The sequence below is a fragment of the Neorhizobium sp. T25_13 genome (assembly GCF_002968675.1).
Taxonomy (GTDB): Bacteria; Pseudomonadota; Alphaproteobacteria; order Rhizobiales; family Rhizobiaceae; genus Neorhizobium; species Neorhizobium tomejilense.
In genome coordinates this window covers 327,822-340,213 of sequence record NZ_PVBI01000003.1, presented here as the reverse complement: position 1 = coordinate 340,213, position 12,392 = coordinate 327,822, and the positions used below count along the sequence as shown (strand labels likewise).

Annotated in this window: 11 protein-coding genes; 7 read left to right on the top strand and 4 right to left on the bottom strand. The window is 62.2% G+C overall.

Features of this window, described 5'->3' with window-relative positions:
• Window positions 1–45: 45 nt before the first annotated feature.
• Complete coding sequence (locus C5J22_RS08725) at window positions 46–1,062, bottom strand: ABC transporter substrate-binding protein (protein WP_105437918.1); 1,017 nt, start codon at window positions 1,060–1,062, stop codon at window positions 46–48.
• Window positions 1,063–1,253: 191 nt separating this feature from the next.
• Between C5J22_RS08725 and C5J22_RS08720 the strand changes: the two genes are divergently transcribed.
• Window positions 1,254–2,225: a LysR family transcriptional regulator gene (locus C5J22_RS08720; protein WP_046635069.1), complete on the top strand. Its 972-nt coding sequence runs from the start codon at window positions 1,254–1,256 to the stop codon at window positions 2,223–2,225.
• Here C5J22_RS08720 and C5J22_RS08715 read toward each other — a convergent pair.
• The gene (locus C5J22_RS08715; protein ID WP_105437917.1) at window positions 2,222–3,010 is read right to left on the bottom strand and encodes a creatininase family protein; all 789 of its coding nucleotides are present in this window, start codon (window positions 3,008–3,010) and stop codon (window positions 2,222–2,224) included. The genes C5J22_RS08720 and C5J22_RS08715 overlap by 4 nt on opposite strands.
• A 247-nt stretch (window positions 3,011–3,257) precedes the next feature.
• On the opposite strand from C5J22_RS08715, the gene C5J22_RS08710 reads away from it, so the two are divergent.
• Both C5J22_RS08710 and C5J22_RS08705 read left to right on the top strand, forming a co-directional pair.
• Window positions 3,258–3,473 carry a hypothetical protein gene (locus tag C5J22_RS08710; RefSeq protein ID WP_105414742.1) on the top strand — a complete coding sequence of 72 codons (216 nt, stop codon included), beginning with the start codon at window positions 3,258–3,260 and terminating at the stop codon, window positions 3,471–3,473.
• A gap of 255 nt (window positions 3,474–3,728) precedes the next feature.
• Window positions 3,729–5,987: a methyl-accepting chemotaxis protein gene (locus tag C5J22_RS08705; RefSeq protein ID WP_245440325.1), complete on the top strand. Its 2,259-nt coding sequence runs from the start codon at window positions 3,729–3,731 to the stop codon at window positions 5,985–5,987.
• Window positions 5,988–6,106: 119 nt separating this feature from the next.
• On the opposite strand, the gene C5J22_RS08700 is transcribed toward C5J22_RS08705, so the two are convergent.
• Window positions 6,107–6,997, bottom strand: a complete 891-nt coding sequence (locus C5J22_RS08700; protein ID WP_105437916.1) for a DMT family transporter — start codon at window positions 6,995–6,997, stop codon at window positions 6,107–6,109.
• Window positions 6,998–7,286: 289 nt separating this feature from the next.
• Here C5J22_RS08700 and C5J22_RS08695 point away from each other — a divergent pair, with 289 nt between their 5' ends.
• The 4 genes from C5J22_RS08695 to C5J22_RS08680 all read left to right on the top strand — a co-directional run bounded on the left by C5J22_RS08695 (window position 7,287) and on the right by C5J22_RS08680 (window position 11,902).
• Window positions 7,287–8,585 (top strand): adenylosuccinate synthase, encoded by a 1,299-nt coding sequence (locus C5J22_RS08695; protein ID WP_105400314.1) that lies wholly within the window; start codon window positions 7,287–7,289, stop codon window positions 8,583–8,585.
• A 59-nt stretch (window positions 8,586–8,644) separates the two neighbouring features.
• Window positions 8,645–11,260, top strand: a complete 2,616-nt coding sequence (locus C5J22_RS08690; protein WP_105437915.1) for a hypothetical protein — start codon at window positions 8,645–8,647, stop codon at window positions 11,258–11,260.
• Window positions 11,261–11,325: 65 nt separating this feature from the next.
• Complete coding sequence (locus C5J22_RS08685) at window positions 11,326–11,604, top strand: type II toxin-antitoxin system RelE/ParE family toxin (protein ID WP_105414751.1); 279 nt, start codon at window positions 11,326–11,328, stop codon at window positions 11,602–11,604.
• Window positions 11,605–11,617: 13 nt separating this feature from the next.
• Window positions 11,618–11,902 (top strand): HigA family addiction module antitoxin, encoded by a 285-nt coding sequence (locus C5J22_RS08680; protein WP_105400899.1) that lies wholly within the window; start codon window positions 11,618–11,620, stop codon window positions 11,900–11,902.
• A gap of 66 nt (window positions 11,903–11,968) precedes the next feature.
• On the opposite strand, the gene C5J22_RS08675 is transcribed toward C5J22_RS08680, so the two are convergent.
• On the bottom strand, window positions 11,969–12,352 hold the full coding sequence (locus tag C5J22_RS08675) for an ACT domain-containing protein (RefSeq protein WP_105437914.1): 384 nt from the start codon (window positions 12,350–12,352) through the stop codon (window positions 11,969–11,971).
• Window positions 12,353–12,392 lie beyond the last annotated feature (40 nt).

Here is a 12,392-nt window from a genome sequence, read left to right as displayed (position 1 = left end):
GACAGGCACAGCAAAGAGGGAATGAACCGTTGCGCTCTTCCGAGACTACTTTTTCAGCGCCATGCCGACGCCCTTGCAGACGAACTTGGTCGAATAGGCCTTCTTGTAATCGAGGTCGGCCGGTTGGACACCGATCGCTACCATGGACTCGAAGAACTTCTTGTAGCGCTCGTCGGTGATGCAGCCGATGCCCTTGGTTTCGGCGTCGCCCGATACGACGATCCCGTATTCCTTCATCTTGGCGATGGAATAGGCGAGCTGGCCATCCGTCATTTCCGGATTGTCCTTCTTGATCAAGTCGTTGGCGGCTTTATTGTCACCATAGAGATAAGTGTACCAGCCTTCGAGCGAGGCATCGACGAAACGCTGCACGACATCCGACTTCTTGTCGATCATCGTCTGCGTGGTGGTGATCATCGTCGAATAGGGGCCGTAGCCGGCGTCGGCGATCAGGAAGACTTTTGGTGTCCAGCCGGCCTGCTTGCCGATCTCGTAGGGTTCGGAGGTCAGGTAACCCTGCTGTGCGGAAGCCTTGTCGGCGATGAAGGGGGCTGGGTTGAACGTGTAGGGCTTGAACTGCTCGTCCTTGAAGCCTTTGAAGTTCTTCTTCATCCACTCGAAATAGGTGGTGTAGCCTTCCTTGCCCATGAAGATGGTCTTCATCTTGGCGAGGTCCTCGAACTTTTCGACGCCCGCGTCGGGATGGGCGAGCAGGACCTGCGGGTCCTTCTGGAAGATCGAGGCAACGCTGACCAGCGGGATGCCTTGCTTGACGGCATCCATGTCGCCGAGCGGGCCGCCCATGTAGAAATCGACCTTGCCGGCGATCAGGAGTGAGCGGTTGGCAGCATTCGGGCCGCCCTGCACGATCTTCACCTTCAGGCCGCGCTTTTCATAGGTGCCGTCGGCGACGGCCTGGTAGAAGCCGCCATGCTCGGCCTGGGCAAGCCAGTTGGTGCCATAGGATACTTCATCGAGAGCCGCAGCCGGCTGAGCGGCCAGCGCCACCGCCGAAAGGCCGACGGCAGCAAAAAAACTCTTCATCATCAAGGATTTGGACATGTCGCTTTGTTCCCCTGTTAAACCGTGCGGCATCGTGAGAGCAGCTTATGGTGAGCATTTGTACGGTTGCGTTGCTCTTTGAAAAGCATCAAAATTCGTTCACATTGATGCCTTTAGGGCAGCGCTCGAATTTTAACCTGCCAAATTGTGGTGCATGATCAAAAAACATGCAATGAGGGGCTTCGGAGAAAATGCTGCACTCGCGAAAACTTCAATATATCGACGAAATCGCCCGATGCGGATCGATCCGCAAGGCGGCGGCTCGGCTCAACGTCGCGTCGTCGGCGATCAACCGGCAGATTCTGGCCCTGGAGGAAGAGTTCGGGGCGCCGCTTTTCGAGCGGATGCCGCGCGGACTGAAGCTGACGGCAGCCGGGGAACTGTGCATCGAGCATATCCGGGAGGTGCTGAAGACCTATGAGCGGATGGAAGCGCGCATCCGCGGCCTCAAGATGCCGCAGGCCGGCAAGGTGACGCTGGTTTCGACCGTCGGGCTTGCCGCAGGGCCGCTTCCCGAGATCATAGCCCGCTTCGTCGCACAGCATCCGCGCGTGCGGGTTCTCCTGCGCAACGACGGGCCGTCGAACACGATGCAGCCGGTGATCACGGGGGAGGTGGATTTCGGGCTGGGCTTCAACATCCCCGCGACGCCCGGCATCCGCACGCTCGCCAACTTCGACATCCCGATCGGCGTTGTGATGCCGCCAGGGCATCGGCTGGCGGCGGAAGAGGGGCCGGTCGACCTTGCGGATGTCGTGCAGGAGCCGCTGGTGCTTGCACAGTCGGGCACCAGCCTGCGCAACATCATCAATCTGGCGCTATCGCCGCTGTCGATCGCGGTGGAGCCGCTGGTGGAAAGCAATGCCTCGGAAATGCTGAAGAAGCTGGTCAAGGCGGGCACGGGGCTGACGCTGCTCAATCCGCTCGACGTGCTGTCGGAATGCCGCCGCGGCGAACTGATCTTCCGGCCGATCGCCAACCCGCACGCACGCCACCAGCCGATGAAGCTTTTCGCCCGCGCCCGCACGACGCTCGATACGGCGACCAGCCTATTCGTGGAATTCCTGCTGTCGGAACTTGCCGCGATGGTGGCCGAATTGCAGGCCAAGGGCCATCTGCCGCCCCAGCCGCATGGTCGGGACGCGCAGCGCGACGAGGGTTAGCGGGAATAGAGTTCGTCAAGCGGGAAGGTTTCGAATTCCCGCAGCATCTCGATGAAGCCCGCGACCTGATGGCGGCAGATAGCCGCGCCTTTCTCGGCGGTGCCCTTCGAGGCGTCCCCGACGACGCCGTTGGGGTTCAGGTCGTGCGCCACCCAGGACAGCACGTGCGGCGGGGCCGGTTGCATGTATTTCGAGCGGCTTTCCGCCTTGGAGACGAAGTTCTGCGCGTTCTCCATCCGCACCAGTTCGGGGCGGAAATGCAGCATCAGCGAGGTTTCGACTTCGCCGCCATGGATACCGTATTTCTGCTCGTGCTCACTGATCAGGCCCGGCGGGTTGCCGAAGCGTCCCCATTGCGTGCCGATCACCGCCATCTTGTGGCGGACGCGCAACTCGCGGCCGACGATGCTCATGATGTCGACATTGCCGCCATGCGAGTTGACGAAGACGAGCTTCTTCACCCCTGCCTCCGCCACCTTGGCGCCGATCGCGGTCCAGGCGGGGATCAGGATTTCCGGGCCGAAGGAGAGCGAGCCGGGGCCGTAGACGTGTTCGTTCGCCTTGCCGATCTCCTGGGTTGGAAGCACCAAGAAATCGAGGTTTTCGGGGCGTTGCGCCTTCAATTCCGCGAGCATGCCGTTGGCGATCGCCACGTCGGTTGCGATCGGCAGGTGGGGGCCGTGCTGTTCGGTCGAGGCGATCGGCAGGATGGCGATGGCCTTGTCGGGCGAAAGGCCGGCGAAATCGAGTGAATTGAGTTCGTTCCAGTAAAATGGCTTGCCCATGCTGTCCTGCCTTTCTGCATCTCGTTTTTGAGGGTTAGGAGATCGGGCACATCTCGAAAAGCATCAATTTCCGCCTACTCCGCTGCCTTTTTGCGCGCGCTGTTTCGAGCCTTCTGTATCAAGTCGGGAAAAAAGCCGATTTCACTAAAATTGCAGCTATCCGTTTAAGCGCCCCGAAAAATCCGAGCGCTAGGGTGAACTCATCCAAGAAACGGCATCCAAGCCGCCTGAAGAAAAGGGTGCAGCCATGATCAAGAAGCTCATCATTTCAGCCGTGGTCCTGACGGCGCTGATTGTCAGCAAGGAATCACGTGCAGCGGGTGTTGGCGGTTTGGCTCGCGTGCTGTCCGAAAATGTGGCGTCCGAACGCCATGACGGCGCGATCATCGACATGCCGGTCGATCCGGCGCCGAGCCCGATCCGCGAGCGCCGCCCTATCATTCCGGCCCATCACCACATCTGATCCGGAGCGTCTCTCCTGCGCTCCCGTCCGTTGCAGCACGACGGACCGGCCCGTCTCCCTCCTCGGGGAGGCGGGTTTTCGCGTCTCGGCAATCGGGCTGCTTCAAGCTTCCAAAATGATTCCGCAGGCTTCCGGAACGCGTTGTATTTAATTGAATATTTAACGTTATGCGCGAGGTTGGGGCCTCTTTCCCGTGCAAGTCCGGAAAGCCGCCGAACCAGCCAACCCCGCGGCGGTTGTTTGAAATAAGGAGTGATGCAGGTGCGGATTTCGATCAAGCATACTTTGATACTGGCTTTTGTTGTCTTGAGCCTGGGCATTTTGGGCCTCATGGGCAAGATGCTGTCTGAGGAGATAGGCCGCTACCGAAACTCCACCCAGCTTTCCGAACTGGCACAGCTTGACGAAGCCCTTTTCAATGCACTGCTCGGACTGCGCGGCGAGCGCGGCGCCATTTCCTCCGCCATCAAGCTGGAACCTGCAGAGGTCGCCTCCAGCCGCAAGAACATGGATACCGGCCGCGAGTCGATGGACAAGGCCTTTTCGGCGGCAAAGACGCTTGCCGCCGACGTCGAGCAGGCAAGCCTGCGCGGTGCGATCTCTCCTGTCCTCAACGCCTATACGCAGTGGGCCGGTTATCGTGCAAATGTGGACACGGCGCTCACACAGGCGGTCAAGGATCGCGATCCGGCGCTCGGCAAAGCCGTGCTCGGACTTGCCGATACGATGCTGGCCGATCTCGAGAAGGCCGCCAATCAGGTTGAGGCTACCATCAATGCGCGCGGGCCGGGGATGATCATGTTCACCCAGATCCGCTCCCTTGCCTGGACGGCGCGCACCCAGCTCGGCACCGCCAACTCCACCTTCGTCAGTGCCCTGATCGCCAAACAGCCGCTTGCGGCGGAGAAACTGACCGAAATTGCGGTTCAGGATGCGCGCGTGGCAACCGCATGGGATGTCATTACCCAGCTCTCCAACGCGGAGACGACCCCGGAGAAGATCAAGACGCTCCACCGGACAGCACAAACGACCTATTTCGGCGGGCCGTATGCCGAGCAGCGTAATGCTGCCCTCAAGGCATTCCAGGCCGGTAAACCCTTCGACATGGCGGTCGACGACTGGCGCAAGCCCGCCGCGCCCGCACAGTCTTCGATCGCCGATATGGCGTCTGCCTCGCTCAACGAGATGACGAGGTTGACGGCAGAAGAGGCTGCTTCTGCAAAGCAATCCATCATCGTCTACAGTGTTGCGACCGTTATCGCTTTTGCGCTTTCGCTTCTCGGCATCTACACGGTCATCGTGCGGATCGCCAATCCGATCAGCCGGTTGACGGGTGTGATGCGGACGCTCGCCGGCGGCGACCTTTCCGTCGAAATCCCGGGTGCTGCCCGCACCGACGAGATCGGCGACATGGCGCGCGCCGTGGAAATCTTCCGCGAGGCTGCGCAGCAGAACCGCCAGCTCGAGGCGGATGCCGAACACTCCCGCAAGGCGGCCGAGGCCGAACGCATCGAATTCCAGCGCCGGGCAGAGTCCGAAGCCGAGCAGCGGCTGACCCAGGCCACCTCCGAACTCGCCTCCGGTCTGCAGCGCCTTGCTGCCGGCGATCTGCTGTGTGAGATCGACAAGGAATTTTCCGCGCAGTTCGAAACCTTGCGCCATGACTTCAACAGCTCGGTCCGCCAGTTGCGCACCGCGCTCGAAGGCGTGAACCGGACCGCCCAAAGCGTCCGCAGCGGCAGCGACGAAATCTCGACCGCGTCCGACCAGCTTTCGAAGCGGACGGAACAGCAGGCTGCGTCGCTGGAAGAGACGGCGGCGGCGCTGGAAGAAGTTACCACCAATGTGAAGCAGACTTCCGAAAGGGCGAGCGAGGCGCGGGAAATCGTCCGCGATGCGAGTTCCCGTGCGCAAAACTCCAGCACGGTCGTTTCCAATGCGGTCAACGCGATGCAGAAGATCGAGATGGCGTCGAACCAGATCAGCCAGATCATCGGCGTCATCGACGAGATCGCGTTCCAGACCAACCTGCTTGCCCTCAATGCAGGCGTGGAAGCCGCCCGCGCAGGCGAGGCGGGCAAGGGATTTGCGGTCGTTGCCCAGGAAGTTCGCGAACTGGCGCAGCGCTCGGCCAAGGCCGCCAAGGAGATCAAGACGCTGATCGGCAATTCCGAGGCCGCCGTGAACCAGGGCGTGGTTCTCGTCAATGATACCGGCGACGGTCTCAAGGAGATCGCCAAGCTTGTCGCGGCGGTCAACCAGCACATGGAGGCGATCGCCATCGCGGCAAACGAGCAGGCGTTAGGTCTCTCGGAAATCAACACGTCCGTGAACCACATGGACCAGATGACCCAGCAGAACGCCGCCATGGTCGAGGAAATGAATGCGGCCGGTGCTTCTCTGGCGCAGGAAAGCAGCCGTCTTTCCGAACTGCTGGCGCGCTTCGAAGTGAGCCGAAACAACGTACGCGACCAGCGCTCGTTCGCGCCCGGACGACTGGCGATGGCAAGCTGAGGAGCACTTCCGACCAGTCCGTTCCTCGATGCGTTTGCAGGTGACGGGATATCACCGGTCGAAGATCTGAAAACCGCCGGCTCCTTTGCAGGGGCCGGCGGTTTTCGTTTCCAGCAGGATTACCGGTCCATATGGGGTTTTCCCCATTCGGCGATGGCGATGCCGCCGAGCGCCAGCGCCAGCGCGACGACATGGAAGAGCTGCAGGCTTTCGCCGATGATGGCGACCGAGAGCAGCGTGCCGAACACCGGCACGAGATTGATGAACAGCCCGGCCCGGTTGGCGCCGATCTCCTCGACGCCCTTGATGTAGAGCACCTGCGCAATCAGTGAGGCGAAGATGCCCGTATAGAGAACCACGACCCAGCCTTCCGCATCCGGCCAGATCAGGCGATCGGCGGAATATTCCCAGAATACCAGCGGCAGCGAGAAGACCATCGCGAAAAAGGCGGGGACCGCCATCAGCGTTCGCCAGTCGATCCTCGGGCGCCATCTGAGCGCCACCGTGTAGATTGCATAGGCGACGACGGCGATCATCATGATCGCGTCACCGAAGTTGACGGTCAGCGTCACCAGGGCGCTCAAGTCGCCGTGGATGGCGGTGATGATGCCGCCGAGAAGCGTCAGGGTGAAGCCGAGGATCTGCGCCCAGGAGACCTTCATCCGGAACAGGGCGAAGTTGATGACGAAGATCAGCATCGGGATGACCGCCTGCTCGACCGTCACGTTGATCGCCGTCGTGTAATTGACGGCGGTGTAGAGCGCAGCATTGAAGACGACATAACCGACGACGCCGAGGAAGAGGAGAATCGGCAGGTTCTTCCTGACGACCGGCCAGTCCTTGATGAACTGCGGCACGGAGATGGCGAAGATGATGGCGACGGCGAAAAACCAGCGCCAGAAGGTCAGCATCATCGGGCTCACATGGCCGACGGCGAGCTTGCCCGCTACCGCATTGCCGCCCCAGGCCAGAGTTGCAATGACGAGCGAGAGATAGGCCTTTTTATGCAAGATGGTCTCCGGCGCCGGAAAATGACGGTGATTTCAGGAAATAACGGGCGGGAATAGCGTGCAGTCCACGGTTTTGTCACGTAAAAACCACGCCCGAGTGACAAACAGGTCGCTTTCCCTTGGCCGAGGCTTTATAGATGCGGCCGTTTGCAATGCCTCTGAACGGTTTCCATCCGCCAAAGGCGGTGCATGTAAAATCAAACTGGCGCATCGACCGTATATCAATATTGATCTACGGAAGGTGTGCGTGTGGTCGCGTGGGGCATTGCCCGCAATACAGGAAGCACAGATGACGAATGTAGTCGTGGTTGGTTCGCAATGGGGTGACGAAGGCAAGGGCAAGATTGTCGACTGGCTTTCCGAACGTGCCGATATCGTGGTGCGTTTCCAGGGCGGCCACAATGCGGGCCATACGCTCGTCATCGATGGCGTCAGCTACAAGCTGTCGCTGCTGCCCTCCGGCATCGTCCGCCCGGGCAAGATCGCGGTGATCGGCAATGGTGTCGTTCTCGATCCGCATGCGCTGCTGGCGGAAATCGAAAAGCTGGGCGCGCAGGGCGTGAAGGTCACGCCAGAGAACCTGCGCGTCGCCGACAACGCCACGCTGATTCTCTCGCTGCACCGCGAGCTCGACGGCATGCGCGAGGACGCCGCCTCCAACAGCGGCACCAAGATCGGCACCACCCGCCGCGGCATCGGCCCGGCCTATGAGGACAAGGTCGGCCGCCGCGCGATCCGCGTCATGGACCTTGCCGACATGGAGACGCTGCCGGGCAAGGTCGACCGCATCCTCACCCATCACAACGCGCTGCGCCGTGGCCTTGGAGAGAAGGAAGTCTCGCACGAGGCGATCATGCAGGAATTGACCTCGGTCGCCGACCGCGTGCTGCCCTTCCGCGAAACCGTCTGGGAACTGCTCGACAAGCAGCGCCGCAAGGGCGCCCGCATCCTTTTCGAAGGCGCTCAAGGGTCGCTGCTCGATATCGACCACGGCACCTATCCGTTCGTCACCTCGTCGAACACGGTCGCGGGCCAGGCGTCTGCCGGCTCAGGCATGGGGCCGGGTGCGCTCGGTTATATTCTCGGAATCACCAAGGCCTATACGACTCGCGTCGGCGAAGGCCCGTTCCCGACCGAACTGAAGGACGAGATCGGCCAGTTCCTCGGCGAGAAGGGCCACGAATTCGGTACGGTCACGGGCCGCAAGCGCCGTTGCGGCTGGTTCGACGCAGCGCTGGTACGCCAGTCGGTCGCCACCAACGGCATTACCGGCATCGCGCTCACCAAGCTCGACGTGCTCGACGGCCTCGACGAGTTGAAGATCTGCGTCGGCTACATGCTCGACGGCGAGCAGATCGATCATCTTCCTGCAAGCCAGGGCGCCCAGGCTCGTGTAGAGCCGGTGTATGTCACCCTCGAAGGCTGGAAGGAATCGACGGTCGGGGCTCGCTCCTGGGCGGATCTGCCGGCCCAGGCGATCAAATATGTCCGCCAGGTCGAGGAATTGATCGGTGCGCCGGTTGCCCTACTTTCCACCAGCCCGGAGCGGGACGACACCATACTTGTGACCGACCCGTTTGAAGATTAAAGTCAAGAATTGATTACCATTCGGCCGGCCTTCGGGCCGGCTTACATGAGAAAGTGCTGATGGCTGATTTTGTAGCGGTGATCCGCCGCGCCGTTGACGGTCTGGCGAACAATACGCCGGAGATGCGTGCGAAGGTTTATGAAAAGGCTCGTGGCGCCGTGCAGCGGCAACTCGAGAACATGAAGCCGCGTCCGCCTGAAGACATGCTGCGGCGGCAGCTCGACAAGCTCGAAGCCGCCATCGTCGACGTCGAGAGCGAACATGCCGAAGCACTGGAACCGATAGCCGACGGCGCAATTGCCGCAGATGCCGAGACGGCCGGTGAGGCGGCTCCGGCCGAGCAGTCCTCGGAATACCAGGACGACCAGCAACACGCTGCCGAATCGGCTCAGGTACCGGAAGCCCATGAGCCGGAAGAGACGCCGGCCGCATCCGAATCAGCCCCCGCCGTTCGCACAGAACGGCCCGTCTTTTACGAAGACGGTTATGAAGAGCCGGGACAATCCGTCGTTCACGCCGAACCCGCCGAGCCGGAGCCCGTCGCGCAGGAACCTGCCGAGGTGGAGCCTCCGGTCTCCGAACCGGCCGTCCTCCACGAGGAGGAAGAGGCAACAGCGGTTTCCGATCAGCAGGAGCCCGCAGCCCAGCAATATGGTGACTGGCGGGACGACGTGCCGTCGGAAGAGACGCCAGTCGAAGCTGCACCCTACGATCATTCCGAACAAGCGCCCGAACCTTCACAGGCTTTCGACGAGAGCACGATCGAATTTCCGACGGCCGCACCCCTGCCGGCCTCGGAGCCGGTTGTGCCGGAACCGGTCGATGCTGCCGCCGAGCCGGCCGATACTGCCGCAAGCGAATCGGCCGACGACGATTTCCCCTATCCGACACGCGGCGAGCAGACTGCCCAGCAGGACGCTCCCGAGTTCGTGGAGGCATGGCACAGCGAACCGCATCCGTTTGAAGATCAGCACCCGGTCGAGGACCGGATGGAGGTCGAACAGCCTGCCGAGGCTCACCAGGCGCCGGAACCGGCCAAATCGGCAGACGAGGATTGGGGCTGGGAGGTGCCGGCTCCGGCCGAGCCTCCGGTGTCGAGCCAGGAGACGGTCGCCGCCGCTGCATGGAACGATGTGCCGGAACTGATCACGGCCGGTCCTGTCGTGCCGATCGATCATGCGCACGGCACTGCAACTCCGGCTGACGCTCATTTCGATCCGGAGACCCATGTGTCGGCCGATTCGGTCCGCATGCCGCCGGTCGCCGATCTCCCGGAGCTCGCGGAGCAATCCGCGGCAGGAGCGGCAGCGGCTGCCGGCATTGATCCCTTCGCCGAATACCTCGATGAGCAACAGTCCAAGAAGGCTGCTGCCGCGCCGGCGAAACCGGCCGACAGCGATCCGTGGGGTGATCTCGAGGAGCTGATCGGCTTCAACAAGGATGCTCCGTCCTCTTCGGGCGGTGGCGCGCGTAGCACCCTCCACACCGATGCCGATGCGGACGATCTGATGCATGCGCCGGCCAGGCCCTATCGGGTCACTCCGGTGCGCAAGCGCAACTATGCCGGCATCGTGCTGGCGGTCGTCGGTCTGGCACTGGTCGGCGGCGGCGGTTACGCGATCTGGCTGAACCGCGACTCGCTGAACGACATGGTCGACGGCCTGATCCAGTCCAGCCTACCCGGAAGCCAGACGGCGCAGCAGACACCGGCGCCTGCACCCGCGACACCGCAGCCCAACCGCGCCCCTTCGACGCCTTCCACCCCTGCGACGCCGCCACAGAACGGTGCGGCCAATACGCCTGCCGCGCCGCGAACGGCGGACGGATCGACAGCCGGGACCAAGTTTACGCAGCGGCTGATGGCCGACGGCCGCGAGGTCGACGAGGGGCCGGGTGTCACCGCCGGGCTGGCGCAGAATGCGGAAGGCCAGTCGGTCGCGCAGCTCAATGCTCCGCCCGCCAATCCTCCGGCGCAACCGGCGCCCACTCCGAGCGCGCCGAACGGCAGCGCCAATGTGGTGCCGCCTCAGACGCCACCGGTGGTGCCGGCTCCGAATGCCGCCACGCCGCCCGCCAGCCCGCCTTCGGCGGCCCCGGCGAATACTCCGGCGGTCGCAGGCGAAAAGATGTTCCTTTATGAGGAGCGGATCGGCCAGACGGCGCCGACGGCCATCGAGGGCTCGGTCTCCTGGTCGCTGCAGCGCGAGGCAGGTGCCAACGGCCGGCAGGAACCGGTCGTCCAGGGACGTATCAACGTGCCGGGTAGAGGCCTGACGGCGCTGATGACCTTCAAGCGCAACACCGATGCGTCGCTGCCGGCGAGCCACCTGGTCGAGATCGTCTTCGCCGTGCCGCCGGATTTCGAAGGCGGTGCGATCGAAAGCGTGCAGCGCATTGCCATGAAGGCGAGCGAGCAGGATCGCGGCAATGCATTGATCGCGGTGCCTGCCAAGATCACCGACGACTTCCACATGATCGCGCTCAACGATTTCCCGGATGCGCGCTCGACCAATCTGGAGCTTCTGCGCAGCCGCAACTGGATCGACATCCCGATCGCCTATCGCAACGGCCGCCGCGCGCTGCTGACCCTCCAGAAGGGCCCGGATGGCGAACGCGCCTTCAACGACGCGATCCGCGAATGGGGCACGCTCGGAGCGACCGCCAGCGGGCAGTGACCAAGCAGGCCCTGCTTGGGTGCGGAGGAGATTGACGTACTACGCTGAGCGTAGTACGCTCAGCCATGATCAAGTCGTGGGCGAATAGTTCTACCCGCCGCTTTGCCGAGGACGGCAAAGCCAAGTTTTCGGGGATGGACGAAGAGGCCGCGATCGAGTTGCTGGCGGCGCTCCACGCGGCATCATCCCTCAACGATCTCAGCCCATTAAGGTCCGTCGGCCTTCACAAGCTTTCCGGAAGTCGCTCAGGGCAGTGGGCAATGACGATCAACGGGCCGTGGCGAATCTGCTTCACGTTCAGGGATGGAGATGCCTGGGATGTGGAGATCGTCGATTATCATTAGGAAGGATATGCAGATGATGGCAGTTCATCCTGGTCGCATTTTGAAACGCGAACTGACCGCGCGCAGTCTGTCGGCCAACCAGCTCGCCCTTTCACTCCGCCTGCCTTCAGGGCGGATCACCGACATCCTCAACGGAAAGCGCGGTATTTCTCCTGATACGGCCCTGAGACTGGCGCGGTATTTTGGAAACACCGCTCGTTTCTGGCTCGATCTGCAGACGGCCTATGAGCTTGCGCTTGCCGAACGGGAAAATGGCGCCCGGATCGCGGAAGAGGTCAAGCCGTCCGAAGCAGCCTGACGTTCCAGGCGGTGTAGCCCGACCGGCTTCTTGTACCACACATGCCAGACCGTGGTTTTGTATCGCCTAGAGAAGCGTATGGCCGGCCGCCTGCAGCAGTTCGCGGGCCTTCGGTTCGTCGGCCGTTTTGACCAGCAGGTGGTCGCCGTCGAATGTGGAGACCACGAAAATGCCGATGCCGTTTTCCGAAAGCGGCCGGATCACCGAGAGCACGATGCCGGTTTCTCCGAACGCGAACGGCCCCTGGAACTTGTAGCAGGTCCAGCCGCCGTCCTGTTTGATGCCGGAAGGAACGCGCTCATTGCGGCAGGCGATAGAGAGTTCATCCTCGGTGCGGCTGATGCTGACGAAACCTTCGCCATCCGCCCATGCGGGAATGCGGTCGGCGGGTTCAAGCCTGGCGATGGCATAGCTGCCCGCAAGTTTCCTGAGCGTAATCTGCGCTGCCATCCCTGCTTCTCCATTTCCAGTCCACGGATGCCGGATAAAG

Coding starts and splice junctions, on each gene's coding strand:
- C5J22_RS08725 (WP_105437918.1), bottom strand. CDS start 1,062: ATGTCCAAATCCTTGATGATGAAGAGTTTTTTTGCTGCCGTCGGCCTT.
- C5J22_RS08720 (WP_046635069.1), top strand. CDS start 1,254: ATGCTGCACTCGCGAAAACTTCAATATATCGACGAAATCGCCCGATGC.
- C5J22_RS08715 (WP_105437917.1), bottom strand. CDS start 3,010: ATGGGCAAGCCATTTTACTGGAACGAACTCAATTCACTCGATTTCGCC.
- C5J22_RS08710 (WP_105414742.1), top strand. CDS start 3,258: ATGATCAAGAAGCTCATCATTTCAGCCGTGGTCCTGACGGCGCTGATT.
- C5J22_RS08705 (WP_245440325.1), top strand. CDS start 3,729: ATGCAGGTGCGGATTTCGATCAAGCATACTTTGATACTGGCTTTTGTT.
- C5J22_RS08695 (WP_105400314.1), top strand. CDS start 7,287: ATGACGAATGTAGTCGTGGTTGGTTCGCAATGGGGTGACGAAGGCAAG.
- C5J22_RS08690 (WP_105437915.1), top strand. CDS start 8,645: ATGGCTGATTTTGTAGCGGTGATCCGCCGCGCCGTTGACGGTCTGGCG.
- C5J22_RS08685 (WP_105414751.1), top strand. CDS start 11,326: ATGATCAAGTCGTGGGCGAATAGTTCTACCCGCCGCTTTGCCGAGGAC.
- C5J22_RS08680 (WP_105400899.1), top strand. CDS start 11,618: ATGATGGCAGTTCATCCTGGTCGCATTTTGAAACGCGAACTGACCGCG.
- C5J22_RS08675 (WP_105437914.1), bottom strand. CDS start 12,352: ATGGCAGCGCAGATTACGCTCAGGAAACTTGCGGGCAGCTATGCCATC.